This window comes from Vibrio sp. 2033, assembly GCF_033339735.1.
Genome location: NZ_JAWOVC010000011.1, coordinates 1 through 26,641 on the forward strand (window position 1 = coordinate 1; position 26,641 = coordinate 26,641).

The window sequence follows — 26,641 nt, forward strand, 5'->3', positions numbered from 1 at the left end:
TTTAAAATACAAAACGCCCGATGAAGTACATCGAGCGTTTTAGTTAAAAAGTGTCAACCCATATCAGGACGGGTCAGGTTTTAAAGAAGTCAACGACACACACGGACACCAAGTTGGCGACACTGTACTGCGGGAAATCGCTAGGCGGCTTAATTCTATGGCACTCAATGATTTTACTGTTTATCGCATGGGAGGAGATGAGTTCGCGGTTATCCTTGAAGGTGAACATCTCAATGAAGAGAACGTACGTGAGCAGATAAATACCGTCTTTGATGCACAAATATTAAACTCCGATAAAGTCTCAACACTTTCAACAAGCATGGGCTTAGCGCAATACCCTAAAGACAGTGACAATGTTGACTTTCTTATCAGCATAGCGGATAAGCGCATGTACAAAATGAAATTTCAACGTTAAACGGTATATATGATGAGAAAGTTCATGCAAGTACTGCTTCTACTGGCAGTCATTGCGGCAGGTGTGTTGGCTTGGGTATTTATTCCATCGCACGAAACCATCGGGCAAAAAACGCTTGAGCAGGCACTCAACGACGACTACAGCCTCGTTGGACATCGAATCTACTCAACCGATCCGGATGCTGGCAACCGATTCGGCTACTTCGTATTGGCAACGGGCCAGAGCATTGAAGAGCAAGAGCCGTTTTTGGTCACTTCGGATCAGTTTATTCGCATGGAGCAAACGGGTGATAATACCTTGTCTGTGACCATCAATGGCCGTATTTACCATTATCATAACGACTTGTGGGTGCCAAAATCAGACGGGAAATTGCAACACTTTTTAGTCAGCGCAACCGCCAAGTACGTACGCTAAAACGGGAACCTTACTCCCCCCTCCCACCACACACACAAAAAAAACAAAGCCCCGCAGTGTATGCGGGGCTTTTTACGTGAAGAAGAAAATAACATCGAAAGAATGAGCGTTACTTCGCTAATACTTTCTCTTTAATCACTTTGAGTACCCCAGCCTCTTGGTTGCTTGGCGCAGAATAACGAGCAATTTTCTTAATCTCTTCGTGCGCGTTGGCAACCGCGTACGAATGCTCACTGACTTGCAGCATTTCGAGGTCATTGAGATAGTCACCAAACGTCATGGTTTCTGCCGGAGTAAAATTCATCGTCTCTTGAAGATGCTGAATGGCCGCACCTTTAGAGGCCTCGGCATTCATCACATCCAGCCAGATTTTTGCACTCACCACGACTTTATGCGTTGCGCCAAACTTCGCGTTCATGGTCGGGAACAGGAGCTCTTCCGAACCGTCAAAGTGACAAATTGCTACCTTAATAAACTCGTCTTCGACCTCAAGCAAATCCGGCACATATTCACAGCGGTGGTAGTACTTTTGAAATTCTTCCAGCGATTGCTGATCATGCGTTTCGATGTACGCCGAGCGCTTGCCACACAATACGATGTTCGCTCCGTCAATTTCACGAGCCGCTTTCACAATCTCCGCCACTTCCGCTTTAGGAATGGTGCAACTGTAGAGCTCTTTGTCTTGGTACATCACCAAGGTGCCGTTTTCAGCCACATACAACAGTCTGTCTTTGATTGGCGCGAACGTGTCTCGCAGACTGTAATACTGACGACCAGACGCAGCGGAGAACAAAATACCTTGCTCTTCCAGTTGCAAAAACAGATCGAAAAACTCCGGATCCAAACGACCGTATTGGTCAAGCAATGTGCCATCCATATCGGAAGCAATAAATTTGATGCGAACTTGTGACATTAACTAAAACTCTAAATGACGCTGCGAAAATATATCCATGTAAGGTACAGGATCTTGTATGAATCTCAAGTCAGGATGACGACGCCTTTCGCTATTACCAAGGATGCTGTTTAAAGTAATCTTCACTGTGATCGATGAAAGCTCTCACCGCAGGAGACAAGTGTTTACGTGATGAATACAGCGCGTAAATGTTGAGATCATTTGGCTTCCAATCCGGCAACACCGACTCAAGCTGACCCGATTTGAGATAGATATTGCTCAAATAAGTTGGCAACATCGAAATACCCATGCCTTGTAAAGCGCCATGCAATAACGCCGTGGCCTCATTGCTGGTTAGGCGACACTCAATTCCCACCGATTCGAACTGGTCGCCCTGAGACAAATGCCACACGTGACGCTCAAAGTTTTTGTATCCCAAACAGTCGTGTGAAGATAAATCTCGCGGATGCGCGATCGCGTGGTGAGTTTGTAAATATTGCGGTGATGCTACCAACACCGATTCGCACACCGCAATCGGCTTACCAATCAAAGAAGGATCGGGATCTGACGCAATTCGGATCGCCAGATCGATGCGTTGTTCGGTTAGATCACTCACTGAATCTTGCAGATCTATGTCGATATACACTTTGGGGTGCTTTTGCATAAAACTGTTTACTACGGGGATCAACTGTGAGAATCCAAATGAAGTACTAGACGCAAGACGGATTTTTCCGGACAGCTCACCATCAACGGCAATGTTCGACGTTAATGTATCGGCCTGTTTTAACCAGCGCTCAATCTGAGGCAAGCTGCGCTCCCCTGCGGTGGTGAGGGACACCTTGCGCGTGGTGCGGTGTAACAAACGAGTTTGCAGCCAGTTCTCCATCGCCTCTACATAACGAGTTACCATTGGCCGAGACATGTCTAACCGCTCTGCGGTCGCGGTAAAACTGCCAGAATACACCACATCCACAAACACTTTTGCTGCCGTTACTCTATCCATATATTTGCTCGAAATAAGAAATAGTGATGCACATTATTGTGTATTTTTCCGAGCGTATCAATTTCCTAATATAGCTCCCGTTCCCAAGCCATCGTCGCTTGGCCCCAAATTCTTTAGGAGCTTATTATGAAAAAATTCACTTTGATTGCTGCATCCGTTTTAATGGCAAACCCTGTCCTAGCGGCAAACCACTCTCCCCTTACTCTTGAGGTTTACAACGCCGACGGTAACAGCTTCCACGTAAACTCAACCTTGGTATACGGTGAGACTGACGCCATGGTTATCGACACTGGATTCACCAAAGCTGACGCGATGCGCATTGCCGCTAAAGTTCTGGACTCAGGCAAAACACTTAAAACCATTTTTATCAGTCAAGCGGACCCAGATTACTACTTTGGCGCAGAGGCCTTACACCAACAGTTCCCTGATGCGCAGATCATCACAACGCCTGCGGTTCAAAAAATTATTAAAGAGAAATTGGCTGGAAAGCTGGCGTACTGGGGACCAAAGCTTGGCGCAAACGCACCGGTAAAACCAGTGATCCCTGTCGCGTACGATAAAGCATCATTAGAGCTAGAAGGTCATAAGATTGAAATCCGTGGTAACCATGGCACATCAGCACACCGCCCTTACCTATGGATTCCAGATAACAAAGCGATTCTAGGTAACGTAGCCGTGTACTCAAACGTACATTTGTGGATGGCAGATGCCGCAGACCAAACCGCCATCAATGCTTGGGAGCAGCAACTTAGCGAGATGCTTGCGCTTAAACCTCAAGTGGTCATTCCTGGTCACATGAAAGCAGGCACAAAGCTGAACGCAGACACCATTCGCTACTCGCAACAATACTTGCAGGATTTTCAGCAAGCGAAAAAACACAGCAATAACAGCGTTCAACTCATTGACACCATGTCTGCGAAATACCCAGAAGCTCAATTGCCAATCGCGCTAGAAATCGGTGCGAAAGTGCATACTGGTGAAATGTCATGGTAACCGTGCATTACTTCTTCGATCCCATGTGTGGTTGGTGCTACGGGGCATCACCACTCATCGAAGCCTTGATGGACACCTCTCAATTTAAGGTAGAGCTTCATCCCGGCGGTATGATTGAGAAGCGCGCGATTGAATCTGAATTTCGTCAGCACATCATCAACAGTGACGCTCGTATCGCAACCGAAACCGGAGCAACGTTTGGTGAAGCATATCTGCAACGCGTGAAAAGCGACGATGCGTTTGTTCTTGATTCTTATCTACCCACACAAGCGATCTTGAGTGCGGAGAAAATGGGGCTGAATCCATGGCACATGCTAAAGGCCATCCAATCTGCGCATTATCAGCTCGGGTTAAAAGTGAATGAAGCATCGACGCTCAAAGCCATTGCAGAATCGCTAGGTTTAGCAAGTGATGCGTGGGAGCAAAACATGACGTTAAGCGAAGCCGAACTAGGTGAGAGAATTCGCTCTAGCCGACAATTGATGCGCCAGTTGCACGTTGGTGGTTATCCAACCCTGATTGCAGAAGTAAATGGCGAGTACCTGACCTTGCCGCACTCGGCCTACTACGACAAACCAGCACAGTGGAAGCTTGCATTACGAAAACTGCAATAAACTCTTCCCCACTCGCTCTTGTCCTTAATCCAAGAGCGAGTGCCAACACCGACATGGCAATCCTGACTCAAACAGGTACAATCCTCGCTCGAATTTTTACTCGCGCGGATACCCACCATGCACTCGCCTGAACATTGTTTTACTCGTTTTACTGCTGATATTTCTGGCTATGAATTGCCAACGCAGTTTACGTTTCCGTTCTACTACACGCCGCATCCTCTTTGCGTTATGGCCGCAAAGCAATTGCAACAGCACTTATTAGCGCAAACCGACTTCGAACACGATTTTGGTTTGGTTAATGAAGAAACGGGGCGAGGCAAAATGTTTGGCGTATTGCTGGTAAAAAGCCCTCAAGGCGAGCTCGGCTTTTTAAGTGCGTTTTCTGGCAAAATTGCTGACCAAAACTTGATTCCAGGATTTGTCCCTCCTGTGTACGACATGCTGACCGATGAAGGCTTCTTCCGCGCAGAAACGGATGCCATCAACGCCGCCAATGCGGAGTACAAAACCTGTGCCGCGAATCCGGAATTAGCGGATCTTAAAGCGCAAATACAAGCCGACCGAGCCGCTTATCAGCAAGAGGAGCAAACACAGCGCCAAGTGATGATTGATGGCCGAGCAGCACGCAAGCGACAGCGCCAACAGGGCGAGCAAACGCTCAATGTCGATGATCTAAAAATCTTGTTGGATGAGTTGGGTAAGCAAAGTGTCGCTGAGAAAAACGTTCTCAAATACTTAAAGCAAGCGTGGGATGAAAAGCTTGCAATCAAAGAAGCGCGATTGGCCGAGTTAGAGCAGCAACTTGCTCACCTGAAAGAGCAGCGCAAGACGCTCTCCAACGCTTTACAGCACAAACTGCATAAACAATACCGCTTTCTAAACAACCATGGCGAAGCACGCGACTTGGTGGACATTTTTACGGACACCACAAACCCAATCCCACCAGCAGGTGCGGGGGAATGTGCTGCGCCAAAACTGCTCCAATACGCATTTAAACACAGATTCAAACCGCTGGCGCTGGCAGAATTTTGGTGGGGTGTTTCGCCAAAGTCTGAGGTTCGCCAACACAAAAAATTCTACCCATCGTGCAACAGCAAATGTCAGCCGATTTTAGGCCATATGATGCAAGGGCTGGATGTCGAACCCAACCCATTGGCGGAGAATTGGGCAGAAGACAAAGAGCTAGAGATAATCTACCAAGACGACGCTATGGTCGTCGTCAACAAGCCCTCGGGCTTACTTTCAGTGCCGGGTAAAACCATCAAAGACTCTGCTTATACGCGCCTACAAGCGATGTTCCCTGATGTGGAAGGGCCGTTTGTGATTCATCGCCTCGACATGGCGACCTCTGGCATTTTGGTGTTTGCCTTAACCAAGCGCGCGAACAAAAGTCTGCAAAAACAGTTTATGGCTCGCGGCGTACAAAAACGTTATATGGCACTGCTCGAAGGCGTATTAAACGAGCCTGAAGGGGAAATCTCACTGCCAATGCGTGGTGACCCCGACGACCGCCCACGTCAACTGGTGTGTTTTGAACACGGGAAACATGCAGAAACCTACTGGCAACTGATTGACGTCAAAGATGGACGCAGCAAGGTATACATGTATCCGAAAACCGGGCGAACTCACCAACTACGTGTACACAGTGCTCATCACATGGGGTTAAACATGCCGATGGTTGGTGATGGTTTATACGGCGAAAAAGCGAATCGCTTGCACCTGCATGCTGAGATGCTAGAGCTGGATCATCCATACAGCAAAGAGCGTATGGTGTTCCAAGCTGAGTGCGAATTCTAACGTATTCCCGATTTTAAATAACAAAAAGGCACTGACTAACAGTGCCTTTTTTTTCTAACAACAGAATAAGCGTGATGCGCAATACCGAAAACCGTTAGCTCACCTTAAACTTGGTCCACACCTGAGAGCGCCAACGTCTTGCCATGATGATACCACGTACCCATTCATCGAGTGCGATTGCCATCCAAGCCCCTAAAACGCCATAACCCAAGTGGATGCCAAAGATGTAAGAGAAAAGCACGCCTAATCCCCACATGCTCAAAATCCCCATTTGCACTGGGAACTTGATGTCACCCGCGCCTTTGAGCCCCGCGATAAAAATCAGGTTAAACACACGTCCAGCTTCGAGCAAAATTGAGCCCATGACTAACGAACTTGCCAATGCGAGTATTTCCGGTTGATCGGTAAATACGCGTAGAATCTCTTCTCTAAACAGGTAAATCAGTGTGGTTGCCGCCGTTGATGCCACAAATCCCACTAAGAAGTAGATTTGTACGCGTTTTAAAATGCTACTCACCCAACCTTTACCGATGTAGTAACCGGTCTGAATTTGCGCAGCCTGACCAATTGCCAGCGCGAAAGCAAACGAGAAACGGGCAATGTTTTGCGCATAAGTGAAAGCCGCTAACGATGCCGTCCCCATTTGCACCACAAAGTACACAATGCAGATTTGCGCCACGTTGTAAGACAGCACTTCACCCGCGTTCATACCGCCGATTTTTAAGATTTTTTTGTAAATCTCTGCCGGTACTTGTTTCATAGTCGACATTGGTAGTTCAATGCTACTGCGAGCGAGAATAAACCATAACATTAACGTACCGATGACTTGGCTGACGACGGTTGCTATTGCCACGCCTTGCACACCATACACAGGTAAACCGAATGGCTGGTAAAGCGCAATATAGTTACCAATGATGTTGAACACACCCGAGATCAAATTCACCACCATTGGGGAACGTGAATAACCATGACTACGCAGAATAGTTGTAAAAACAACGCCAATCGTAACGTTAAACGTCATCGCACCGCTTATCAGCAGATATTCATGAGCGTACTGCTCGACTTGCGCTTCCAAGCCGTAATACGGGAGTAGATATATCGCACCAAGCACGGCAATCACACTCAATAGCACACCGACGAGGACAGACAACGCAATACTCGCAACACCAACGCTCACTGACTCTTGCTCGCGTCCAGCGCCATTGTATTGGGCAATCAAAATCCCCGTACCGCTACTGACAAAGGTCGAAACGATGATTAAAAAGAAGGTAATCTGCGTGATCACACCAACAGCGGATACGGCTTTGTCTGAGTAGCCACTCAGCATGAACACGTCACTGGTTCCTAAAGCCGTCCGTAGCAAAATTTCGACAAGAATTGGCCAAGCTAATGCCACGATGGACATTCGTTGGTTGATGTTTTGGCTTTTAGGCATGCTTGTAACCTTTCCTACAACTAAAAACTGCCTCACAATATTTGTGAAGCAGTTTAAAAATAGTGACTCGAACGAAGCTCGATATGAGGTTGTGATTTAGCGCGGATTCTAGTCGCATATTGGTCATAACGACAACAATATTTCGCCCTGTTTCGGAAAAATATTTCTAATGCATTTTCGAAACGACATATGCCTTGACGATACGTAGAGCAGAGATTGGTGAACAATACTCTCAATCAACGAGCACCGAACAGAATCAGGATAATCAATAGAAATGTGTCTAACTAGATACATTACTTTGAGTTATCAGTCCAACCATATAGAGCCATGAAGAACCGTCATGAAAATCTGCATGCGCCACCATTCCTATTTGAACACTCGCACCAAATCACACTGATGGCTTTGCACTAAAAATGACTGATATCACATTTGGAAACTTTGTTGTTCTATTTATCGCGAAAATACCGCCTAGAATAAGCGTACACGTTAATTAAGCAAGGATACATAATGTCGACATTGGCTGGGGCGCGCTTAGAAGAAATGGCGGACATCCGCTCAACAAGAAAAAAGAAAATTGTCTTTTTATGCTCCAGTATCGCCGCTGCCTGTTTAACTTATGGTTCCATTGCTCAATCACTTGAGAATAACTGGGGTTTAAGCTTTTTCCATGCTTTGTGTGCCTTGGCATGCTTAGCAATCAGTTATGTAATAAAAGTCCAGCGGCACCATCAATACGCCGACTTATGGCTAAGTGCTGTCTTAATGTTCGAAGGGTTATTGTTACTTCTGTATAACGACGCTCCGTCAGGCAAAATGTTATGGCTATATCCTATTGTCGCCACTCTGGTGTTAATTAATGAGTTTAAGGTCGGTCTGTTGTTCAGTGGCACCTACATTTTACTGATCTTTTTTGGGGTCGCTTTTTTAGATCGACTGCCAACAGCCACAGAAATCATAGAGCGGAGATTGATGCTGACCCTGATAGCGACCGCGTTTGTGTGTCACACGTTCTCGTATTACTACACGAAAGTCCTCAATTACATTCAAACACTGTATCGTGAGGGGATTGAGGAGTTAGCATATTTTGACCAGCTCACTGGGCTTGCCAATCGCTGGAGCTTTGAGACTTGGGCGCGCGCAAAGCTCGATGAAATCAAGCACTCATCTGATGACAGCATCACCGCATTGGTTTTTCTCGATATCGATAACTTCAAGCACATCAACGACACCTACGGGCACGATATTGGTGACCAAGTACTTCAAGCCTTCGCAACTCGATTAAAAAATAACATTCGCAACAAAGACAGAAAAACCGATAAACACGACTACTCCATCGCTCGATTTGCGGGCGATGAATTTGTAATCATGCTTTACGATGTAAAAAGTAAAGGTGACCTCGACAGCATCCTAAAACGGATCGTGAATCTGTTTCCGACAGGTTACCGAAGCTACGATATGATTAACGAGTTAACAATGAGTGTAGGTGCTGCTATCTATAAGCAAGATGCAAAGGATTTGTCTGAATTGACTCGATGTGCAGATAAAGCAATGTACGCAGCTAAACATACTGGTAAAAACCAGTACGCCTTTTATGAGCACTGCAATACGGAAGAACAGTCAACATCTGATGCACCAGCGGTACCAGAAGCTTGCTAATGACTAAGCGAACACATGCATCACCCAAAGCCCCACAACGAGAAATACGATTAACCACACTACTTGCAACGTTCTGTTCGGCTTGCCTTGCTGACGAGTGGGGTGATCTTTAAACGCACGGCCCTTCATTTTGCCCATTAAGCTCTTTCCTAGAGCACGTCGATAAAATTCACGTCTCTTATGAGCGGCGTTGGCAACTTCGGTAAAGCGCTGTCTTTGCTCATTGGTGAGATCTTTATCCTCGTAACGAGGAGGGAGATCAGAATGCTTGCGTTGTACTGCCATCACTTCCTCCCTGGTCGATGGGTACATTTTTATTAAGTATATACCCAAATAACCAAAAAGATGCGTTATAAGTGAAGCACATAGACGAAAAAACCACCCGAAGGTGGTTTTATGACGAGCAACAAATGAACGCTAGAAGTACTCACATAAATACGCAGTCGCTTCTTTCACTTGAAGCTCAAATGAAGAATTACCTTCCACTTCAAAAAACTCACCACTTTGATAAGTCGTCCAATCGCTCTCGCCAACACGCTTGACCACAAGCGCACCTTTTACAACCGTCATACGCTCTGGTGCTTGAGTACCAAACGTGTACTCACCAGGAAGCATCACACCAACGCTAACATCCTGATCTTTCTGGTTAAAGCCTAGTGATTTTACACTACCAGCAAAATAGCTATTTTCCTTAATATTCATTATTGGTTTCCTTATCAAAAGTCCGCTCTTTTTTACCTTGTTTCTTTCCGTTACTCAAGCTTTGAAAGCCATTAAACTCAACGTAATAACGCACATCCTTTGCTACTGAGCGAGAACCTTTTTTCGCGAGGATTAATCAGGCGACCTAAACCGAGCAAGAAAACCTGCGAAGTAATGAATGTGAGCAAACAACAAAACCATCAATAAGATGTGTATCTGAATGTAAAAGTGGACATTAGATCATAGTTTCGTCGTCTCAATGGCGGGATTGTTTGTTTTTAAAAAGGAAGGTTTCCACCATGTTAAAAAAGTGGAGAAAATTAGATCTATGACGGACTCGACTCGCCGAAGGCGAAAAGCACGACAAGAACCAAAACTTTCATTTTTGGCTCGCCACCAATCCAAAATCCTCAAGAGTACATTTGTCTGCTTCGGGATGGGTCTGTTGACGTTTTTTGGCTATCAAATCCACCTCTCCTATCAAGACCACATTGATCCGGAAAAGGTGTACGGCGAATGGATTGAGATTGGCGCGCCACCCTACCAAACAGAACGTCTCGTTTTCACTGAAGATGGGGTATACCGAAACCATCGACTTATTACGACGGAATTTGAATTCGATGGCAAGGTCATCACGTTGAATACCGGATTAGGAAAGACAGCGTATCAGATCTCGGGCTCTCATCTTTCACCTCAAATACGCCGTATTGAGCCTCTTATTCCAGATCAGCGATTCATTCGTAAAGGATTTGAGCATACCGTTCAGGGCTCAGAAACCGGTGCAGCCTCTAAACGTCGCGCCGCGTTGAGTGAACACTTCAGCCGTGACTAGTACGTCTTCACGGCTATTTTTCCTTTCAATTCTCTTTCTATATCAATGAAACAAAACCTTAATAAACAACAAAATAAGGCCTTCATCGCATTTAACTAACTCGTTACTGAGTAAACAATAATTTTAGTTTCTGCTGAGATTTTATAAATTATTGACTCAGTCTGACACTTTCTGTGTAACAGAGTGCGAGTTTTAGTTAAGTTCTCTCAAGTGCCTCGAAAACCGTCTTAATTTTTTTTGACGAAAAAAAACTCTCTGAAATGCTGAGTGTGATGCTTTTGCACGTGGAGTAAATCCAATCATCTTATCTGGTGCAAGAGCAGCCTATGTTCTAGGTAGAACATGAATCCAAGGATTGAGAGAGAAGTTATGATTCGATTTAACCTATGTGCAGCTGGAGTTGCTTTAGCGCTATCAGGTGCTGCAGTTGCTGCTCCAACCGCACCAAGTATCGATATGTACGGTTCCAACAACCTTCAGTTTTCTAAAATTGAACTCGCGATGGAAACCACGTCAGGCTACTACGACATGGTGAAATACCATGAGCAAGCGAAGATCACTGTTAAATTTAACCAGTGGAGTGGCACACCTGGTGACACTTACAACGTCTATTTTGATGGTGTAAAAGTAGCAAGCGGCCCTATCACTGGTAGCCAAACAACAGCTTCGTTTGAATACGGCCAAGGTGGCTTATACCAAATGGAAATCGAAGCATGTGATGCGACAGGTTGTGCGAAAAGCGCACCAGCTGAAATCACAATTGCAGATACCGATGGTTCTCACCTGAAGCCACTAACGATGAATGTTGATCCAAACAACAAAACCTACAATACCGATCCAAGCGTCGTGATGGGTACGTATTTTGTTGAATGGGGCATCTATGGCCGTGACTACACCGTCGATAATATGCCGGTCGACAACTTGACTCACATCCTTTACGGTTTTATCCCAATTTGTGGCCCAAATGAGTCTGTGAAGTCTGTTGGCGGCAACAGTTTCAACGCGCTACAAACTGCTTGTACAGGTGTGCCTGATTATGAAGTCGTTATCCATGACCCTTGGGCTGCTTATCAGAAGAGCTTCCCACAAGCTGGTCATGAATACAGCACGCCTATCAAGGGTAACTACGCAATGCTAATGGCATTGAAACAACGTAACCCTGATCTAAAAATCATCCCATCGATCGGTGGTTGGACACTGTCTGACCCATTCTTCGATTTCGTGGACAAGAAAAACCGTGACACATTCGTCGCATCAGTTAAGAAGTTCCTGAAAACTTGGAAATTCTACGACGGTGTTGACATCGACTGGGAATTCCCTGGCGGCGGCGGTGCAGCAGCCGATAAGGGCGACCCTGTAAACGATGGCCCAGCATACATCGCACTGATGCGTGAACTGCGCGTAATGCTTGATGAATTAGAAGCTGAGACAGGCCGAACTTACGAGCTAACGTCCGCTATCGGTGTCGGTTACGACAAGATTGAAGACGTAGACTACGCAGATGCAGTTCAGTACATGGATTACATCTTCGCAATGACTTACGACTTCTACGGTGGTTGGAATAACGTTCCTGGTCACCAAACTGCGCTTTACTGTGGTTCATTCATGCGTCCTGGTCAGTGTGACGGTAGTGGCGTTGATGAGAACGGCGAACCGTACAAAGGTCCTGCTTACACAGCAGATAACGGCATCCAACTTCTTCTTGCTCAAGGCGTTCCTGCGAACAAGCTAGTACTTGGTACAGCAATGTACGGTCGTGGCTGGGAAGGCGTAACTCCAGATACACTCACAGATCCAAACGACCCAATGACAGGTACTGCTACAGGTAAACTGAAGGGCAGCACAGCGCAAGGTGTTTGGGAAGATGGCGTAATTGACTACAAAGGCATTAAGTCATTCATGCTAGGTGCAAACAACACTGGTATTAACGGCTTCGAGTACGGCTACGATGCACAAGCAGAAGCACCATGGGTATGGAACCGTACTACGGGCGAGTTGATCACATTTGATGACCACCGTTCAGTGCTAGCAAAAGGTAGCTACGCGAAGTCTCTTGGTCTTGCTGGTCTATTCTCTTGGGAAATTGACGCGGATAACGGTGACATTCTAAACGCGATGCACGAAGGTATGGCTGGTGGTGTGGTTCCTCAACCAAACCGTAAACCAACCGCAGCCGCTGGCGCAGATCAATCGGTAACAGGTCCTGCAAATGTGGTTCTAGATGGCAGCCTGTCAAAAGACTCTGACGGCACCATCGCAAGCTACGCTTGGGAACAAGTATCTGGCACAGCAGTGGTACTAACAGGTGCAAACACAGCGAAAGCAAGCTTTGATGCAGCAGAAGTTATTGTTGAAGAGCAATTAACTTTCAAGCTGACGGTGTCTGATAACGAAGGTGCAACGGCATCTGACCTCGTTGTAGTAACAGTGAAACCAGCAGGTGTTGTTGACCCAGTGAACAGCGCACCAATAGCGCAAGTTGTTGCTCCAGCAACAGCAAACGCTGGTGACGTTGTGGTTGTAGATGCATCTGCGTCTAGCGATGCAGACAACGATACCCTGACATTCAACTGGACTCTACCTCAAGGTCTGAATGCAACGGTTGAAGGCTCCAAAGTCACGTTCACTGCTGCGGAATACCCGCAAGACACAAGCTTAAGCTTCACTGTAAGTGTGAGCGACGGTAAAGCGTCTTCATCGGCAAGCGCGACAGTGGTTGTTGCACAGCACACAACCGATCCGAACCCTGGTACTTGCGACAACGCATGGGATGCGAGCGCAGTGTACACAGGTGGTAACCAAGTGACTCACGCAGGTAAAACGTGGGAAGCGAAATGGTGGACTCAGGGTGACGATCCTAGCCAATCTGGCGAATGGGGCGTTTGGAAAGAAGTTGGCGTAGCTAACTGTAACTAATTTCAGCCTTGCAGACGTTCTGCTAAATAAACAAAGGACAGCTTCGGCTGTCCTTTTTGGATTTAACCTCTTAACGAGGAGAGCAACACCAGAGACGAAAAAGTCTGAGGTGTTACTTTCAAACCGAATTAGCGCAAAACGGAGCGAATCAATCAGTAAAAGTAAGGGTTACCAAGCACTATCGAGCAAACGGTCAAAACTACTGAAGACTTGCTCACACTTCATCACTCGACCATGCCCCTGACCTTGTGTTGTCACTAACTCAACGTTTTTAATCTCTTCAGCCGCTTTTGCCGAGACACTGTATTTGGTGAACTTATCTTGCTCATCATGAATAATAATGGTGTGAGACGGACGCTCAGACAAACGCTTCATCGGATCAATGGACTGTAACGGATAGCCAAATTGGTCTTCAACTTCTGAAACCACAGCATTAAAAAGCTTCATCGAGTAACCGGAACGCGCAATGCTACCGAATAAGTTCTCTACGTAATTTAATACCGGAGCAATAAGCAGCAAAGGCTTGTTTTCTAATTTGCTGTGTCGGCACTCAAGAGCAGAAGCGGTGCCCATGCTGTGCCCAACTAGGCCAACAACATCCTCGACCGTATCCAACACATCTTCTAATCCTCTGACAAACCCCGGAATGTGCCCATACTGCCCCTCACTCTCACCATGTGCCGGATGATCGTACGCCAAAGCAGTAAACCCTTTCGACGCAATATGTTCCATCAGTGGATAAAACTGACTTGCCGTGCCAGACCAACCATGAGTTAGCACCCAAATAGGTCCAGAGCCCAAAGTATAGGTTTTGATGATGCCTGCATGCCCTTTAATTTCACCTTTGATAAGCCCTTGAGGTTCAATATTTTTAGGTTGCGTACGAGCAGGTGTCAGAAGAAGCTTGCGCGCGGTCTTCTTTGCATGTGACGGGGCCAGTGTATGGTGTAACCGAGTACTAATGTTCACCAAACTGCGCTTAATACTGAAACGTTGCGATGTATTAAAGTAAATTTTTTCACTCATAATCATGTCCTTAACTATCAGCTTTGCACAAAATAGAACGGTCGTGCTTTTTACGCTGATAAGAAAGAGCGAACTCAGCCGCTCTTTGTGATTTTATGTCTACGAATCTGGGAAGCGAATAACCGATATTAGCCTTTCCAGCGAGAAAATAAGTTGTCGATCCCTTGCCAAAACAGACGCAAGCTTTCTTGCTCACCTTTAATTGAGTAAAAAACATGCGCACTCAAATAAAGACCGTACAAATCAAACGTTGCTTGGCGTGTATCTAAGTCTGCTGCAAATTCTTGCTTCTCTTTGCCTTTCGCTATTTGGATCTCCAAATAGCTCAGCCAAGTGTCTATGGATTTACGCAGTCCGGCCTGAAGCGGGCAATCTTTATCTGCCGTATCATTCCAAGCGTCAAGAAACATACAACTTCCTTGGAATGCGTGATTCCAAGTCATCCAAGAGTCGAGCAACCCTCGAATTTTACGCTCGATATTGCCATCCCCGAGTTCTCGAGCAGGCTCAATAACCCGATCAGCGAACACTTTATTGGCGTGATCAAGCACCGATAGCTGTAAATTCAACTTCGAATTAAAGTGGGCAAACAGACCACTTTTCGACATACCGCATTGCTTGGCTAACTCTCCAATCGTAAGACTTTCTAATCCGTCTTCGCTGGCGATCTCAAAAGCCCGCTGCAGAATAAACTCTTTTGTCACTTTTCCTTTTTGCATAGTCTTATTTTTAGCACGATCGTTCTTTTTTGCAATCTCGAGTTAACTGGTCTAACCATTATTCAGTGCTATTTTCGACTCACGAATCAGGTATTGATTGCGTTAATAGGTTAATAATTAAGAAGTTTGAAGTAAGTCTTAATTTTCAAAACAGCTTCAATGTAAGCGCAAGTCTGTTGACTTTTTCACGTATTACTTCAGTAACAACCTGCTATTTTCACCTAAGTTTTTTATTTAGGTAAACAATGTAATGGCAAAGAAACAAAAAATAGCCAGCTTAGAGTTTGCACGTATCATTGCGATGCTTGCGATTGTGGGTTTGCATTGCCAGATGGCACTGACGTACTGGCAGTGGAATGGGATACCATGGGTTGGCTATATGCTCAACCAACTGGCTCGTTTTGCTGTTCCGCTGTTCTTTCTCATCTCGGGTTATCTAATCCAGCCGAAGTTGAGTCATTCACCTATCGATACTCTTAAGAACTACGCCAAACCGTTAATGAAGGTTTGGCTCATTTGGAGCATGATCAGTTTACTGATGCCATTCCAATGGCAGACGGTCGCTGAGGCTGGGTATCTCGCCGAAAGGCAAGGTTATTGGGGGTACCTAATGTCAACCCCGATCAATTCACTCATCGAAGGCGGACTCGTTCATCTGTGGTTTATTCCGGCTCTGGTCATTGCCGTAGCGTTAATTGCCTTTCTCGTGCATATCAATATGGCGCAACTGATACTGCCAACCGCAGTATTGCTATACATATACGGTGCCTTTGCTGGCAGTTACGCGACCATTACCGACCTGCCAGCGCCTTTCTTTACTCGTAACGGGCCTTTTTTCAGCACGTTGCTAGTTGCTCTAGGTTATTTCGCACGAGAAGTGCAGTGGCGGTGGTCGCGAAACAATACGGTTCGATGCATTATTCTTGGCATGGCACTGCATTTTGGTGAAGCTTACTGGCTGATGCAACATGACATCGCTTTCAACTCGCACGACTTCCTATTCGGTACCGTTATCTGGGCTGTAGGTGTCTTTATGTGGCTTTTGGCTCACCCTCATTTTGGCGACATGCCTTGGGTCTTCAAACTATCTCCTTGCGTGTTAGGAATATATGTTAGCCATCTGCTTATCATAATTGTCATGATGAATGTCGCTGAATTTATCGGGCTGCAACACCTCGCGAAAGATGTGTTTATTTATCCTGCAACGATTGTTGCAACCATACTGCTTGTGAAAGCAATTGACGCTTCACCGTTGAAAAAATGGCTCCTACGCTAAATGCATTCAGCTCTAGATATAGCTAGCTTTAACTCAAAAGGGTTAGAGCTAGCCAGTTAAAAATGAGATTTCTCTCTCACTGACCAATTTTTGACTTTCTAATCCTTCAGAATTTGCTTTCACTCACAAAAAACATTGTTCATTTCCTTTAAATTGGCTCGACTATTACAACATTGCTCATTAAACGGAGGCTGTATGTGGGCAGGTCAAGGACTCGTTCCTTTTTTAGAGATTAGTCACTGGTTAACTTACGGTTTATATGCCGCTGCGGTTTTATTCGGCGCAGCAAGCATTGCGTCACTCAGAAAATAGTGGCGCACACTATCATTTCCTAACTCCTACTGTTAATTCGAGCTCTCTCACAACTAACTCATTCATTTGTGGCTAATATTTCTCCAACCAGACAAAGGAGAAATGTCTATGCCAATCTATCCAATTGTGGCTTTCTGCTGTTTGTTGTTCTCTAGCGCCACCTTTGCTGCATCAACCAATGAACTGAACCTTGTTAATTCTGGTGTCGGTTACGCGGCTCTGATTATCTTTTCGATCGCTTACATACTGGTTATGTTGGAAGAGTATCTGAAAATGAGAAAATCCAAGCCAGTGCTGCTCGCTGCAGGATTAATTTGGATTCTGATTGGCTACACCTTTGCTCAACACAATCAGCCTGAAATCGCCAAATCCGCACTAGAACACAACTTGTTGGAATATGCCGAGTTGCTGCTGTTTTTGCTCGTGGCGATGACTTACATCAACGCAATGGAAGAACGCAAACTCTTCGATGCCTTACAGGCGTGGATGGTTGGTAAAGGTTTTGGATTCAAAAAGTTGTTCTGGCTGACGGGGTTTCTCGCTTTTGTCATTTCACCGATTGCCGATAACTTAACTACGGCCCTTTTGATGTGCGCTGTAGTGATGAAAGTCTCTGGTGATAATACTAAGTTCGTCAATCTTGCTTGTATCAACATTGTTATCGCAGCCAACGCTGGCGGTGCATTCAGCCCATTTGGTGATATTACAACCCTGATGGTGTGGCAGGCCGGTCATGTCAGCTTTGCTGAGTTCATTCCGTTGTTTGTACCGTCATTGGTGAACTACTTGGTTCCCGCATTTTTGATGTCACTTTTTGTTCCAAACACAAAACCGAATACGATTCACCAACACGTTGAGCTAAAACGCGGGGCAAGGCGTATTGTCGCGTTGTTCATTTTGACGATTGCCACCGCAGTCTCTTTCCACGCCTTGCTGCACTTCCCACCCGTTATGGGCATGATGATGGGCTTGGCGTACTTACAGTTTTTCGGATATTTTTTGCGCCAAACTCTCAAACACTCACTCGCAAAAAAAGCAGCTATGGCAATTGCCAATGGCGATGATCAGGCATTGAAGCGCTTAGGCTCAGTGGTTCCGTTTGATGTGTTTCATCGTGTGTCTCGAGCCGAATGGGACACCTTGTTGTTCTTCTACGGTGTTGTAATGTGTGTTGGCGGTTTAAGTTTACTTGGCTACCTCGAACTGGTTTCAAACGTCATGTACACGCAATGGAACCCAGTCTGGGCAAACGTAATGGTTGGTGTCCTATCTGCAATCGTCGATAACATTCCGGTTATGTTTGCTGTACTGACCATGGAACCAAGCATGTCGATGGGCAACTGGCTACTGGTCACATTAACCGCAGGTGTCGGTGGCAGTTTGCTTTCCATTGGCTCCGCGGCAGGCGTCGCTTTAATGGGAGCTGCGCGTGGACAATACACCTTCTTTGGCCACCTAAAGTGGGCTCCCGTCATCGCCTTGGGTTATGCCGCCAGTATTGCGGTACACTTGTGGATGAATAGCGGCTTATTTACTTAAAAGCACCGATAATCAGGCACTTAAATCGCAATATAACCTAGCGGTCAGATGGATGGTTAACGCCATCCATCACTTCAATCGCTCCCAACTCATATGGGTTGACGCCCTCTAAGCAGCCGACATTATAGCCATACTCACTCGGGTCAGAACGACGCTGATGGTGCGTATAAATACCGCACTCGCCACAGAAAAAGTGCTTCGCAGTGTGTGTATTAAATTGATACTGCTTCAAGACGTCTTCGCCTTGCATAATACGAATACCGTTCAAAGGTACAGATGCGACAATCGCGCCACGACGTCGACACATAGAACAGTCACACCGTCTCGGTTTCTCAATACCATTGGGTAACGCCAGTTCCAACTCAACTTTTCCACAGTGGCAACTCAGTCGATGTAATGTGTTGATTTGGGTGTTGCCAACTTTCTTAATCATAACTTTTCCTTGTTGTTTTTCTATCTGTGTACATTATGTTAAACAGGTTAACATCATCATAATCTCGTCCAAAAACTCGACATCCATCACTTTTCGCGACATTTTATTGGCCGATTTGTTAGTTGCTATTTTGGCGACTGTCTATCGCGTCCGTGAGACGTATTATCTCCGGCGCGGTTTTTAAACCAAGGAAATTAATTTATGGACAAAGATCATAGCCTAAGAGAGAACCTCTTGGCTCTGACGCTCGGCAGTGCGTTGGTGTCACTTGGGGTGATATTTTTTAGCAAAGTAGGATTGCTCACTGGCGGTACGGCTGGTTTGGCGATCTTCCTAACCAAAGTGAGTGACTTCAGTTTTGGTCAGATATTTTTCGCTCTTAACCTCCCTTTTTATATTTTATCTGTGATGCGCATGGGTTGGCGCTTCACTATCAATACCTTTATTGCGGTTTCGATTGTCTCTTTTGCGGTCGATCATCTGCATCATGTGATTGAGATTTCACGAATCGAACCTCTCTATGCGGCACTTTTGGGTGGTGGGCTGATTGGAATCGGTATGTTGGTAATTTTCCGTCACAAAATGAGTTTGGGTGGCTTTAACATTCTAGCGTTGTACCTTCAGGAACGTTTTGGAGTTCGAGCGGGTAAAGTTCAAATGGGGTTAGATTGTGCCATCGTGGTGATGTCACTGTTCATTGTAGATGTGCACCTTATCGCTCTATCTGTTCTAGGTGCCATCGCTACGAACTTGATTTTGGCGATGAACCATAAACCAGGACGATACCAAGCAAAAGCGCAAGCAGCATAATCATCGCTGCATAGTCAACAACCCTAAAGCCCCCAGCCAGTCGCTCGGGGCTTTTTCATTCAACGCTAAGATCACGTCAAAGAGCTCGTTTTGCAGTGCTGCTGCATCTCTTCATCCAATTTAGCTTTATATTTCTGGCTAAGATGGAAGTGTACTTGCATCAACAAGTCATGTGCGTGGAACAGCTCAAACGCGTCGCTACCATTTTGCTGACAAATAGCCTCACAGCGCTCAGCATGCACTTTGGCTTCTTGCGGTTTATCCGCTTTAAGCAAGCTCATCGCTAAGCGATACTCTGCGCGCTCTTCTTGCATCCAACCCCCTGCCACTTTCCAATAGTCTAGCGCGAGTGTCGCTGCTTCTAACATCTTCGATTTTTCCATGCACGTGCGCTCAGCCAGCGCTTCGTACTGACATGCTAAGTTGTTTGCAGTGATCGCGATAGCGCGCGCTAATGGCCCTTCTGCATCGTTCGGCGTCATTCCTAACGCTGCCTTCACCAACCATTGACTCGCCAGTTCAAGCTGAACAAGTGCAGAAAGTTCATTCGAAATCAAAGCGTAAACTCGGCGTTGTTCTTGCTCTTCCAATAATTCCATATTGTCAGTGCCATCTACGAAATAGCGCACAACGGCAATACTGCGTTGAAATGCCAAACTCTCGGCAACCTTGCGTTCATCAAAGTGCTCTAAACAAGTAAGAAACTGTTCTGGGCACTGGAGATGCCCAATAGCGGTATGCAGCATCAATGCGAATATTCGCTCGATTTGGGTAACGTCTTCCACCTCGCTCAGAGCCGTTTCTAGCTTAGCATAAACTTGTTCGGGATTTTCCTCGTGATGCTGCCAACACTCACTTATGAAGGCATCAAAATCCGTTTTGAAAGGCATGTCCTTATTGTCCTTCTTCTATTCGTATAACGATTATGAAACTCTACACTATCGTTACCCCTGTGTAGCACGCTTAATCCCAATACGAGAATCGCCTCACTTAAAGCGGTGTACCTTGCTCCAACGCGAGCAAACGTTGCTTGCGCTCCACTCCACCTGCATACCCAGTCAGTTTTCCGCTTTTGCCAATAACGCGATGACAAGGCACCACGATAGAAATCGGATTCTTCCCGTTTGCTAACCCAACAGCACGCACAGCTTTAGGGTTACCTATCGCATTCGCGAGATCTTGATAGCTCCACGTTTCCCCATATGGAATGGTCGTTAGTGCCTGCCAAACTTGATTTTGAAAATCAGTGCCTGTCGCTGCAAGGGGCAAATCGAATTCGTTGCGCAGACCAGCAAAGTATTCATCCAGTTGGGTGACAGCTTGGCGCAAGACCGGATGCTGCTCGTCTCGCCCCCCCAGCTCACTCGGCTTAGTGGTGCATGTTTCAAACCAAATGCCAAGTAAGCCCTCAGCGTTCGATTGGATAGTCACCGTTCCTAGTGGACTCGGCATTTCGGTATAAAATGTTTTCATGATTGATTCCATAAGTGAAACGTCGCGTAGCTTCCCCAAGGGGCCGCAGTGTGCGTATTCAGTGATGGGTAACGCTGCATCGCCTTTTTCACCACTAAGTCTTTATCTAGAAAGCAATCGGGTTGAGATTGCCCTCGCAGTTGAGCATAACTGACGGTCCAAGGTCCAATGCCTTTCAAAGCTAGCCAGTGCTGGGGGTCAGCTTCTGAGTTGTCCTGCATAAACTGGGCGAAGCGCACTAGCGTCTCTTTACGGCTTTGCGGCATGCGCAAAAAGCTCACGTCGGCGTTCGCAATATCACTGGGAGTCGGGAAAAAACGTTTTTCTGACTCTCCACTAAGTGTGGCCACCAATAAGTTAAGTTGACCAATCGCAGCTTTAACCGACACTTGCTGGCCTAAAATCGCTCTAACCCCTGCTTCCCATGCACTCCATACACCAGGAATACGAATACCTTTACTCGACACGAGCCCAGGCGCAACATACTCCAAATGCTGCTCAACAGTACAAATATCAGCGTCAAGATCGAACATACGACGAATGTCAGACACCAAGTTTTGCAGCTTCGTTACGTCTTCAATTTCAAACGCCAGTTCTAAGTATCCTTCACCTTTTGTCGCTTTAAACCAGGCTTTGCTGTCATCCAAAAAAACGTTGCGCTGATAACTCTCATCACTCACCAGCTCAACCCCCTCAACCGCTCGCAAACGATAGAAGTCCAACATGTGCGACCAATTCAACTCACCTCGATAAGGTAAGGCAATTCGATTGCAACCCGCACCATCAAACTCTTTACGGCGTACTTGAGAAGGCGTTAGTTTGAGAAACTTTTGAAAAGCATCGTTAAAGCGGCGCGTACTGTTAAAACCTGACGCAAACCCCACGTCGGTGACCGACATAGAGCTGGAGTGAAGCAACTGTTTGGCGAACATTAGTTGCTGATATTGCGCATACTGCTTGGGTGACATACCTAGATACTGCTCAAACAACATACGTAAGTAACGGTCAGAAATCCCAACACGCTCAGCCAACTCAGACACCGAATGGTGATGCAACTCCCCTCTATCAATTAACGAAATCGCTCGTTGAAAGGTCGTCTCGACACCTTTCCATGCCCAAGATCCAGGCGCGCTATCAGGTCGACAGCGTAAACACGGACGGTACCCTGCTTGAAGGGCTTGCGTCTTATCAGCGAAATACTCAACATTTTCTTCTTTAGGCAAATTTGCCGGGCAAATCGGACGACAAAAGATTCCCGTTGTTTTTACCGCCACATAAAATCGCCCATCAAAACGACTGTCTCGCGCGACTCGCGCCTTGTGACACTGCTCGAAGGTCAGTGAGGTATGGGGGTGAATAAACATAGTGCTTTCCTTGCTCATGCCTTTTGTCATTTATTGTTCATAGGCATCGTTCAATATAGTGTTATTGTAGCTTGCTTAAGCGCCCACAATTAGCCATTTTCGGAACTCAATATTGAGATTTATTGGCATTAGCGCTTTTGTACACTAAAGTTAGATCCAGAACATCACAACAACGTCGGCTAAAGGGAATTGGCATGGACTTACATACTTGCGTAATTGTATTAAGAAACCAAAAGGTTATTACCAGTAAATCCGTAGATCATTCTATTGGAATTATCGAACGAGACTCAGATAACGAGATCTCAGAAATTCAGATTAATGCGACGGATGGACGTAATATTCGAACTTATCACTACAACAATGTAGAGGAGTCATTAGAGAGCTTAATGAACCTCTGACGGTTTTCTTTAACACACCTTTCTCCCTTGTTAAAAGCGAAAGCAATAGAGCACAGTACATGTGCTCTTTTTTTGTTTAACAGAAAAAATGTTTATCGAAAATAATGACAGACCTTGATTTAAAACAGACAATAATCTGCAAATAAACACTCGAATATAAAAATCAAGGCATTGATTTAAATAAATAAAAACCAACTATTCAATTTTTTAGAACGAGTTTATCAAAATCCTCCCGTTATTTTTATGTTCGCCTCTACCTAAACTGTTCTCAACAGCACGGGAGCACACGCTTCCCACTCATTGAAAAGAGTCAGAGGACAGAATCATGAAAGCACTATTACAGAAAATTACCACATCAAACGCAGGTTACAGCGCACTATCACTTCGCGTTCCAATCGGCATTATCTTTATGGCGCACGGCGCACAAAAACTATTTGGCTGGTTTGGTGGCTACGGCCTAGAAGGCACAGGTCAGTGGATGGCATCTATCGGTTTAGGTCCTGGCGTACTCATGGCGTTACTTGCGGGCAGCGCAGAGTTCTTTGGCGGCTTGTTCATTTTACTTGGTCTGCTAACTCGACCAGCAGCGGTTGCTTTGGCGTTCACGATGGTGGTAGCGATATTCTCTGTCCACTTTGAGAATGGCCTGTTCATGGCAAACAACGGTTACGAGTTTGGCTTGGCATTACTGGCAGCGAGCGTTTCTCTGGCGTTCTCTGGCGCAGGTAAAGCAGCGTTAGATAACTTATTAAACAAAAAGCTCTCTTAAGGAGGCCTTATGATTACGGTAAGACATGCAGCAGACCGAGGTCGAGCAAACTTTGGCTGGCTTGATAGCAAACATACGTTTTCTTTTGGTAGCTACTACGATCCTCAACATATGGGCTTTTCTGAGCTGAGAGTCATTAATGACGATGTAGTCAAGCCTGGCGCGGGTTTTGATACACATGGCCACCGTGATATGGAGATCATCAGCTATGTGTTGGAAGGTGTTATCGCACACAAAGACAGTGAAGGTAACGTCAAAACACTACCTGCAGGTGAATTCCAACTCATGTCGGCAGGGAAAGGGATTTACCACAGTGAGTACAATGCATCGAACCAAGATACGCTGCGGTTTCTACAGATTTGGATTCAACCGAACACATTTGGAACCAAACCAGGTTATCAGCAAAAAGATTTTGGTCGCAATCCTGGGTTAACGACTATCGCAACTCCAACTGGAGAAAACGGCACGCTACTTATTAAGCAAGATGCGACTTTGCATCAGTTAATTCTTGAGCCAAGTAGCGAACTAAACTTTGAGATTGAGTCGGGCCGAAATCTATTCATCCATCAAGTGACTGGGAGCCTTAGTGTCGACAATACCACTTTGACGGCTGGCGACGGCGCGAAGGTTGAACACCAGAGTAAGGTTGTTTTGCGCAATACATCAAACGAAAGCACAACAGCCCTGTTGTTTGACTTACCATAACTATCGATTCATCGAGATAAAAACAAAGCCGCCTTGATTTCTCAAGGCGGCTTTTTCGTTTTTCTGACTTTTCATTCAACGCTATTCGTCGGAAGTGCCAGAACCAATTTGCTGAAAACTGTAAGCGGTCAGTGGATCGATCTCTTTGACAATTTCTTCCACTTGCTTAATCGCGTCTACAGACGAGCTAGCTTTACGATAGCTCAAATAGATAGGGCGACACCAATCTTCTACTCCAGACACCTTGTGAAGCTGCCCATTAGCGATAAATGGCTCCACGAGAGAGATTGGTAAGTACGCGGCTCCACCCTTCTCTAAAATAAAGTCCAATGCGATACGCGCTGTTGAAGTGCGTAAATATGGAGCCGGAATCTTAGGGTGACGCTCAGAATGCTCTGAGGAGAAACGCGTCCCCCAGTCAACGTACACATATTTGTTTTCGAAAACGGTGTCTAAAGAATCTTTCTCAGTTGATACCAGAACGAGAACAACATCCGCCACTTTTTTACAGTTAAGCTCATCAGCTTTGATCTGATCGAACGCAAATGCCATATCTAACGTGCGCTCTAGCAAGCTACGACTGAGCATCTCACGTCCCATCACTTCTGCCATGAAGCCATAACCACCAAACGAATCTGTGACGACACTTAAACAATTCTGTAAATAAGCGTCCCAAATGTTTGGCGTGCCACCTAACGTTAGTTGCAGCGCTTTGCCATCTTCAAGCGATAATTCTAGCTTCGCTTGTTGCAATGTAGTGACCATTACCTCGGCATAGCTGATTAAGCGCTCACCTGCAGAGGTCAACTTTATGTTATTTCGATCACGAATAAACAATTGCGTATCGAAGTAACTTTCCAATTGTTTGATACGTGCGCTCACAGCGGCTTGGGTAATATAAAGGTTCTCAGCAGCACGTCCGAAGTGACGAACTCTTGCCAGCTCTAAAAATGTTCGAAAGACTTTTACATCCATAAACCATCTCCTGGTTAATATAAAACCAGATTAACAACTAATTAAAATCATGACGACAAAAAAGTTTTGTTTTTCTTTTGTTAGATTTAAGCCTAATTTTCGCCGTAAGTTCACTACATTCATCAATAACGGTTACAGAGGCTGTTGACATGTCTGACACTGAATTCCGTCATGGCAAAAAACGTTTTTACGATAACGTAAAATTCCCACGCGGCTTTGCAAAGTCTGGCGATTTTACTCTTTCAGAAGAGGAAATCCTAACAATTTATGGGGATACAATGCTTGGCTTAGAGTCAGGCGAATTAACACCTGAAAACAGCGAAGAGAAACACTTCATCAAGGTGTTAGAAAACCCGGGCAAAGCAAAAACAAAACTTGAGCGTACGTGGCTAAAGTACACCCAACTTGCTCGTGGTCGCAAGCGCTTCCATACGCTAAATGGTCGTAACAAGCCTGACGCCACAGAAGAATACATTGAAGAGAGTTTGGTTGAAGACGATTAATAACCAATAACCTAGTTCTCGCCTTTTTCTAGCAGTAGGCGAAAGCTCGTTTGACTTTACTGAGCGAGCAAGACAAGCTCATTTCTTCTCCTAAAGCCCAAGGGGGCATTCTCCCAAGGGGGCATTCTCCCAAGGGCTTTTTTAATATTTGGGTGATGACCGTTTACTTGGCGAGCGTCGCAATCTTTTTCAGAAAGCTCTCTTTCAAATGCTCTTGGTCATATTCCAAGTGATAGGTGTTGTGGAAGCCAATTTTTAGCTCAACACCATTCCCTCTCAAGAAAACGTTGTACCCATCGTAGTCAGAAAACGCTTCTACACCTTCATACATTTTACCAAATTCGGTTGGTGTACCGTTGTTCATCACACATTCGTAAGCCTGTAGTACTTTGCTCGGATCTAACTCATTTTTCATACCGAATTCCTCACTGGTTTACACATTTCAATTATGGTTAAAGAATGAGCGCCATGCCATATCTAACCCATAATATTTGAAGTTCGTGTGCGATTTCGCACTCTGTAGGTTGTTAAAAAACAAGGTTAAGTGCGAAGGCAGAACTTAATTTAGATCATAAATTTTATCTATTGATTCGTCAGTTTCATAATGCAATTTCTTTGTAAAAAATCGTCTTATAAAAGCATTTAGATATAAAAATCGTCGACAAAACCA

At 45.5% G+C, this 26,641-nt stretch carries 27 protein-coding genes and 1 pseudogene; 15 read left to right on the forward strand and 13 right to left on the reverse strand.

Going from position 1 to position 26,641, the window contains the following annotated elements; translation table 11 throughout:
* Nucleotides 1-67 precede the first annotated feature (67 nt).
* Together R7P74_RS14710 and R7P74_RS14715 are read left to right on the forward strand one after the other, a co-directional pair.
* A pseudogene (locus tag R7P74_RS14710) lies at nucleotides 68-415 on the forward strand (GGDEF domain-containing protein); the annotation flags it as partial.
* Nucleotides 416-439: 24 nt separating this feature from the next.
* Nucleotides 440-829, forward strand: coding sequence for a hypothetical protein (locus tag R7P74_RS14715; RefSeq protein WP_017633832.1), 390 nt, complete (start codon nucleotides 440-442; stop codon nucleotides 827-829).
* A gap of 109 nt (nucleotides 830-938) precedes the next feature.
* Here the strand turns inward: R7P74_RS14715 and R7P74_RS14720 are convergent, their stop codons facing one another.
* Entirely contained in the window at nucleotides 939-1,742 is an 804-nt protein-coding gene (locus tag R7P74_RS14720; protein WP_005374389.1) for a Cof-type HAD-IIB family hydrolase, read from the reverse strand.
* A gap of 94 nt (nucleotides 1,743-1,836) precedes the next feature.
* Nucleotides 1,837-2,724, reverse strand: coding sequence for a LysR family transcriptional regulator (locus R7P74_RS14725; RefSeq protein WP_017633830.1), 888 nt, complete (start codon nucleotides 2,722-2,724; stop codon nucleotides 1,837-1,839).
* 126 nt (nucleotides 2,725-2,850) lie between these two features.
* On the opposite strand from R7P74_RS14725, the gene R7P74_RS14730 reads away from it, so the two are divergent.
* The 3 genes from R7P74_RS14730 to R7P74_RS14740 all read left to right on the forward strand — a co-directional run bounded on the left by R7P74_RS14730 (nucleotide 2,851) and on the right by R7P74_RS14740 (nucleotide 6,128).
* Complete coding sequence (locus R7P74_RS14730) at nucleotides 2,851-3,717, forward strand: MBL fold metallo-hydrolase (protein WP_047102497.1); 867 nt, start codon at nucleotides 2,851-2,853, stop codon at nucleotides 3,715-3,717.
* Nucleotides 3,711-4,331 (forward strand): DsbA family protein, encoded by a 621-nt coding sequence (locus R7P74_RS14735; protein WP_318122930.1) that lies wholly within the window; start codon nucleotides 3,711-3,713, stop codon nucleotides 4,329-4,331. Before R7P74_RS14730 ends, R7P74_RS14735 begins: the two co-directional genes overlap by 7 nt.
* Nucleotides 4,332-4,448: 117 nt before the next feature.
* A complete protein-coding gene (locus tag R7P74_RS14740) occupies nucleotides 4,449-6,128 on the forward strand; it encodes an RluA family pseudouridine synthase (RefSeq protein ID WP_318122931.1) in 1,680 nt (559 codons plus the stop codon).
* Between the two features lie 94 nt (nucleotides 6,129-6,222).
* On the opposite strand, the gene R7P74_RS14745 is transcribed toward R7P74_RS14740, so the two are convergent.
* Nucleotides 6,223-7,563, reverse strand: a complete 1,341-nt coding sequence (locus tag R7P74_RS14745) for an MATE family efflux transporter (RefSeq protein WP_017633826.1) — start codon at nucleotides 7,561-7,563, stop codon at nucleotides 6,223-6,225.
* A 507-nt stretch (nucleotides 7,564-8,070) separates the two neighbouring features.
* Between R7P74_RS14745 and R7P74_RS14750 the strand changes: the two genes are divergently transcribed.
* Nucleotides 8,071-9,219 (forward strand): GGDEF domain-containing protein, encoded by a 1,149-nt coding sequence (locus R7P74_RS14750; RefSeq protein ID WP_054575264.1) that lies wholly within the window; start codon nucleotides 8,071-8,073, stop codon nucleotides 9,217-9,219.
* A gap of 3 nt (nucleotides 9,220-9,222) precedes the next feature.
* On the opposite strand, the gene R7P74_RS14755 is transcribed toward R7P74_RS14750, so the two are convergent.
* The gene (locus R7P74_RS14755) at nucleotides 9,223-9,504 is read right to left on the reverse strand and encodes a hypothetical protein (protein WP_033907216.1); all 282 of its coding nucleotides are present in this window, start codon (nucleotides 9,502-9,504) and stop codon (nucleotides 9,223-9,225) included.
* Between the two features lie 132 nt (nucleotides 9,505-9,636).
* Nucleotides 9,637-9,921, reverse strand: coding sequence for a pyrimidine/purine nucleoside phosphorylase (ppnP, locus tag R7P74_RS14760; RefSeq protein WP_005383244.1), 285 nt, complete (start codon nucleotides 9,919-9,921; stop codon nucleotides 9,637-9,639).
* 328 nt (nucleotides 9,922-10,249) lie between these two features.
* Here ppnP and R7P74_RS14765 point away from each other — a divergent pair, with 328 nt between their 5' ends.
* Both R7P74_RS14765 and R7P74_RS14770 read left to right on the forward strand, forming a co-directional pair.
* Nucleotides 10,250-10,753: a DUF2850 domain-containing protein gene (locus R7P74_RS14765; RefSeq protein ID WP_005374408.1), complete on the forward strand. Its 504-nt coding sequence runs from the start codon at nucleotides 10,250-10,252 to the stop codon at nucleotides 10,751-10,753.
* Between the two features lie 369 nt (nucleotides 10,754-11,122).
* On the forward strand, nucleotides 11,123-13,669 hold the full coding sequence (locus tag R7P74_RS14770) for a glycosyl hydrolase family 18 protein (RefSeq protein ID WP_213871344.1): 2,547 nt from the start codon (nucleotides 11,123-11,125) through the stop codon (nucleotides 13,667-13,669).
* 168 nt (nucleotides 13,670-13,837) lie between these two features.
* On the opposite strand, the gene R7P74_RS14775 is transcribed toward R7P74_RS14770, so the two are convergent.
* Nucleotides 13,838-14,695, reverse strand: coding sequence for an alpha/beta fold hydrolase (locus R7P74_RS14775; RefSeq protein ID WP_065275584.1), 858 nt, complete (start codon nucleotides 14,693-14,695; stop codon nucleotides 13,838-13,840).
* A 128-nt stretch (nucleotides 14,696-14,823) separates the two neighbouring features.
* A complete protein-coding gene (locus R7P74_RS14780) occupies nucleotides 14,824-15,414 on the reverse strand; it encodes a TetR/AcrR family transcriptional regulator (RefSeq protein WP_005374416.1) in 591 nt (196 codons plus the stop codon).
* A 250-nt stretch (nucleotides 15,415-15,664) separates the two neighbouring features.
* Here R7P74_RS14780 and R7P74_RS14785 point away from each other — a divergent pair, with 250 nt between their 5' ends.
* Both R7P74_RS14785 and nhaD read left to right on the forward strand, forming a co-directional pair.
* Nucleotides 15,665-16,690 (forward strand): acyltransferase, encoded by a 1,026-nt coding sequence (locus R7P74_RS14785; protein ID WP_158173319.1) that lies wholly within the window; start codon nucleotides 15,665-15,667, stop codon nucleotides 16,688-16,690.
* A 420-nt stretch (nucleotides 16,691-17,110) separates the two neighbouring features.
* The gene (nhaD, locus tag R7P74_RS14790; protein ID WP_318122932.1) at nucleotides 17,111-18,541 is read left to right on the forward strand and encodes a sodium:proton antiporter NhaD; all 1,431 of its coding nucleotides are present in this window, start codon (nucleotides 17,111-17,113) and stop codon (nucleotides 18,539-18,541) included.
* 37 nt (nucleotides 18,542-18,578) lie between these two features.
* Here the strand turns inward: nhaD and R7P74_RS14795 are convergent, their stop codons facing one another.
* Nucleotides 18,579-18,974 (reverse strand): GFA family protein, encoded by a 396-nt coding sequence (locus R7P74_RS14795; protein WP_053308033.1) that lies wholly within the window; start codon nucleotides 18,972-18,974, stop codon nucleotides 18,579-18,581.
* Nucleotides 18,975-19,175: 201 nt separating this feature from the next.
* On the opposite strand from R7P74_RS14795, the gene R7P74_RS14800 reads away from it, so the two are divergent.
* The gene (locus tag R7P74_RS14800; RefSeq protein WP_225473566.1) at nucleotides 19,176-19,784 is read left to right on the forward strand and encodes a YitT family protein; all 609 of its coding nucleotides are present in this window, start codon (nucleotides 19,176-19,178) and stop codon (nucleotides 19,782-19,784) included.
* A 71-nt stretch (nucleotides 19,785-19,855) separates the two neighbouring features.
* Here the strand turns inward: R7P74_RS14800 and R7P74_RS14805 are convergent, their stop codons facing one another.
* From R7P74_RS14805 to R7P74_RS14815, 3 genes are all read right to left on the reverse strand, one after another.
* Nucleotides 19,856-20,674, reverse strand: coding sequence for a hypothetical protein (locus R7P74_RS14805; RefSeq protein ID WP_225473568.1), 819 nt, complete (start codon nucleotides 20,672-20,674; stop codon nucleotides 19,856-19,858).
* Nucleotides 20,675-20,774: 100 nt separating this feature from the next.
* Nucleotides 20,775-21,257: a methylated-DNA--[protein]-cysteine S-methyltransferase gene (locus R7P74_RS14810; protein ID WP_053809746.1), complete on the reverse strand. Its 483-nt coding sequence runs from the start codon at nucleotides 21,255-21,257 to the stop codon at nucleotides 20,775-20,777.
* Nucleotides 21,254-22,621, reverse strand: a complete 1,368-nt coding sequence (locus R7P74_RS14815; RefSeq protein WP_225473569.1) for an AlkA N-terminal domain-containing protein — start codon at nucleotides 22,619-22,621, stop codon at nucleotides 21,254-21,256. The genes R7P74_RS14810 and R7P74_RS14815 overlap by 4 nt, the downstream gene beginning before the upstream one ends.
* Nucleotides 22,622-22,815: 194 nt before the next feature.
* On the opposite strand from R7P74_RS14815, the gene R7P74_RS14820 reads away from it, so the two are divergent.
* The 3 genes from R7P74_RS14820 to R7P74_RS14830 all read left to right on the forward strand — a co-directional run bounded on the left by R7P74_RS14820 (nucleotide 22,816) and on the right by R7P74_RS14830 (nucleotide 24,493).
* A complete protein-coding gene (locus tag R7P74_RS14820; protein ID WP_017633816.1) occupies nucleotides 22,816-23,019 on the forward strand; it encodes a hypothetical protein in 204 nt (67 codons plus the stop codon).
* Nucleotides 23,020-23,344: 325 nt separating this feature from the next.
* The gene (locus tag R7P74_RS14825; RefSeq protein ID WP_017821042.1) at nucleotides 23,345-23,788 is read left to right on the forward strand and encodes a DoxX family protein; all 444 of its coding nucleotides are present in this window, start codon (nucleotides 23,345-23,347) and stop codon (nucleotides 23,786-23,788) included.
* A 9-nt stretch (nucleotides 23,789-23,797) separates the two neighbouring features.
* The gene (locus tag R7P74_RS14830; RefSeq protein ID WP_017821043.1) at nucleotides 23,798-24,493 is read left to right on the forward strand and encodes a pirin family protein; all 696 of its coding nucleotides are present in this window, start codon (nucleotides 23,798-23,800) and stop codon (nucleotides 24,491-24,493) included.
* A gap of 81 nt (nucleotides 24,494-24,574) precedes the next feature.
* Here R7P74_RS14830 and R7P74_RS14835 read toward each other — a convergent pair whose 3' ends face one another.
* On the reverse strand, nucleotides 24,575-25,468 hold the full coding sequence (locus R7P74_RS14835) for a LysR family transcriptional regulator (protein WP_005374436.1): 894 nt from the start codon (nucleotides 25,466-25,468) through the stop codon (nucleotides 24,575-24,577).
* 149 nt (nucleotides 25,469-25,617) lie between these two features.
* On the opposite strand from R7P74_RS14835, the gene R7P74_RS14840 reads away from it, so the two are divergent.
* Nucleotides 25,618-25,971, forward strand: coding sequence for a DUF413 domain-containing protein (locus R7P74_RS14840; RefSeq protein WP_005374439.1), 354 nt, complete (start codon nucleotides 25,618-25,620; stop codon nucleotides 25,969-25,971).
* Between the two features lie 163 nt (nucleotides 25,972-26,134).
* Here the strand turns inward: R7P74_RS14840 and R7P74_RS14845 are convergent, their stop codons facing one another.
* On the reverse strand, nucleotides 26,135-26,386 hold the full coding sequence (locus R7P74_RS14845) for a DUF3081 domain-containing protein (RefSeq protein WP_005374440.1): 252 nt from the start codon (nucleotides 26,384-26,386) through the stop codon (nucleotides 26,135-26,137).
* Nucleotides 26,387-26,641 lie beyond the last annotated feature (255 nt).